This is a genomic window from Xanthomonas sp. SHU 308 (assembly GCF_000364645.1).
Taxonomy (GTDB): domain Bacteria; phylum Pseudomonadota; class Gammaproteobacteria; order Xanthomonadales; family Xanthomonadaceae; genus Xanthomonas_A; species Xanthomonas_A sontii.
Window position 1 is genome coordinate 1 of record NZ_AQOK01000124.1, and the last position, 2,721, is coordinate 2,721.

At 71.9% G+C, this 2,721-nt stretch carries 2 protein-coding genes and 1 pseudogene; all 3 read left to right on the plus strand.

The annotated features are described in order from the left end of the window. Nucleotides 1-91: pseudogene (locus D588_RS27150) on the plus strand (TetR/AcrR family transcriptional regulator); the annotation flags it as partial. Between the two features lie 154 nt (nucleotides 92-245). Next, the gene (locus tag D588_RS0105475; protein WP_017915253.1) at nucleotides 246-764 is read left to right on the plus strand and encodes a c-type cytochrome; all 519 of its coding nucleotides are present in this window, start codon (nucleotides 246-248) and stop codon (nucleotides 762-764) included. 93 nt (nucleotides 765-857) lie between these two features. Further along, the gene (locus D588_RS0105480; RefSeq protein ID WP_017915254.1) at nucleotides 858-2,600 is read left to right on the plus strand and encodes an ExeM/NucH family extracellular endonuclease; all 1,743 of its coding nucleotides are present in this window, start codon (nucleotides 858-860) and stop codon (nucleotides 2,598-2,600) included. Nucleotides 2,601-2,721: the final 121 nt, after the last annotated feature.

Below are 2,721 nucleotides of genomic sequence, written 5' to 3' on the forward strand. Positions count from 1 at the left end.
GACCGCGCCCAGCCGCGACGGCCCGCGCGACAGCGAGCGCCTGGTCGAGGCGGTCTGCGGGTTCTGCCTGCGCGCGGTGGGCAGCGCCTGAGCGCGACCGGGCGCGCCGCCTGCGCCGAACTGCTGCGATGCAGCACGCATCGCCTGCGATTCCGTGTGCTCCCGGCGTGCCGCGCGGCGCAAACGCTGGCTATACTCGGTCGCGTAGCGGTGGTCCGGATTACCACGTGCCAAAGGGGTGTGATGTGCGGAATTACGACCTCGAATTTCTCAAGCGCTTCTCGATGGTGATCGGCCTGCTGGTGCTGATCACCCTCGGCCTGATCGTGTTCGCGCATTACCTGCAGCGGGCCATCCCGCCGGAGGTGTCGCCGGTGGCGCTCAAGCGCACCGAGGAGCGCATCGCCCCGGTCGGCGCGGTCTACGCCGGCAGCACCGGTGCCGCGGCGCAAGCGGCGGCACAGGCGGCGGCGCTTGCCAAGGCCTCGGCGCAGGCGGCCTACGGCGGCACCACCGACGGCAAGACCATCTTCAACAACCTGTGCACCGCCTGCCACACCACCGGCGTGGGCAAGGCGCCGACGCTGGACCACGCGCATTGGGACAAGCGCATCGCGCAGGGCAAGGAGACGCTCTACAAGCACGCCATCGAGGGCTACACCGGCCCCGACGGCGGCATCATGCCGCCCAAGGGCGGCAATCCCGGGCTGACCGAGGAGCAGATCCACGCCACCGTGGACTGGATGCTGGCCAACCTGAAGTAACCTTGCGCCTCCCGCACGCCACTGCGCCGCCTTCGGGCGGCGCATTCGTTTCCGCGCCCGTCGCGTGCCGGCGCAAACAAGGAGAGTGATCGCATGCGCATGCCGCCGCCATCGTTGTTGTCGTTGCTGCTGCTGGTCGCAGCCCCCGCCGCGCAGGCGCTGACGCCGCCGACCCTGCTGCCGATCGGGCAGTTGCGCCCGGGGCCGCAGGCGCAGGGCGTGGTGTTCGAGGGCGTGGTCACCGCGCGGGTGGAAGCCGGCGGTAGCGGCTACCTGGTGCAGGACGCCGGCGACGACGATCCGCTGACCGCCGACGCGCTGCTGGTGCGCGGCGATGCCGAGCGCAGCCTGGCACCGGGCGACCGCGTGCGGGTGTGGGGCGAGCTGGCGCCGCAGGCCGCCGCGTCGGCCAAGGCCGGCACGGCTTTCGTCGGGCGCAGTGTGCTGGAGCAGGGGCACACCGTGCTGGCACGGGCGCAACCCTTGCCGCTGCAGGTGCTCGACGCGGCGCCGGCCGACTGGTCGGCGCTGGCCGGCATGCGCGTGCGCATCGCCGCGCCGCTGACCGTGGTCGACAACGATGCGCTGGGCAAGACCGGCGAACTGGGCATGGCCTTCGGCGGACGCCTGTGGCAGCCCAGCGAGGTGGCCGCACCCGGCAGCGCCGAGCAGGCGGCGGTGGTGGCCGACAACGCGCGGCGCGGGCTGCGCCTGGGCACGCTCGGTGCGCCGACGCCGACGCCGACATCAACATCGGCAACGGCAAAACTTCCGGACTATCTGGGGAGTGCCGCTGCACCGCCGCGCGCGGGCAGCACGGTCCAGGACGTGGAGGGCATCGTCGGCGGGGTGATCGATGGCGTGGCACGGCTGTACCCGACCGCCGCGCTGCAGCTGACGCCGCCGCCGGAACCGGCGCCGCCGCAGGTCGACGGCACCTTGCGCATCGCCGCCTTCAACCTGGAGAACTTCTTCAACGGCGACGGCCGTGGCGGCGGGTTCCCGACCTTGCGCGGCGCGCGCACGGCGGCCGAGTTCCAGGCGCAGCTGCGCAAGCTGGTGGCGACGATCCGCCCGCTGCAGGCCGACGTCGCCGCACTGATGGAACTGGAGAACGACGGCTACGGCCCGACCTCGGCGATCGCCAGCCTGGTCGACGCGCTCAATGCCGGCGGCGGCGACTGGCGCTTCGTCGACGCCGGGCGCGGCCCCGGCGACAACCCGATCCGGGTCGGGCTGATCTACCGCGCCTCGCGGGTGAGCCCGGTCGGCAAGCCGGCGATGCTGGAAGGCGGGCCGTTCGCCGAGCACAGCCGGGTGCCGCTGGCGCAGGCGTTCCGTCACGGCAACGGCGCGCCGTTCGTGGTGGTGGCCAACCACTTCAAGTCGAAGGGTTGCGGCGAAGCCGGTGGCGCCGATGCCGACCGCGGGGACGGCCAGGGTTGCTGGAACGCGACCCGCACCGAGTCGGCGCGGCGCCTGGACGCGTGGCTGCGCAGCGACCCCACCGGCACCGGCAGCACGGCCAGCGTGCTGCTCGGCGATTTCAACGCCTACGCGATGGAAGATCCGCTGCGCCTGCTGCGCGACGCCGGCTGGCGCGACGCGCTGCAGGAGGCGCATGTCGCGCAGCCCTACAGCTTCGTCTATCGCGGCCTCAGCGGCCGGCTGGACCATGCCTTGCTGAGCCCGGTGCTGGCAGCGCGGTTGCGCGGCGCCGCCGAATGGCACGTCAACGCCGACCTGCCCGACAGCGACGGTTACCGCGAGCGCGATCTGCCGGGCCCGTGGCGCAGTTCCGATCACGATCCGTTGTTGCTGGGGTTTGATCTGTAGGCTGGGAGTGGGGAACTGGGAATGGGGAATCGGAAAAGCTGATCGCCGGCCCTCCTTTCCCTGTCCTTGATGTGTGGGACATTTTGAGCCACCCCTGATAACTCGGACACCTGAAAGCGAG

Excerpts from the sequence above, each read along its gene's own strand:
- D588_RS0105480 (WP_017915254.1), top strand. The coding sequence starts at position 858 with ATGCGCATGCCGCCGCCATCGTTGTTGTCGTTGCTGCTGCTGGTCGCA.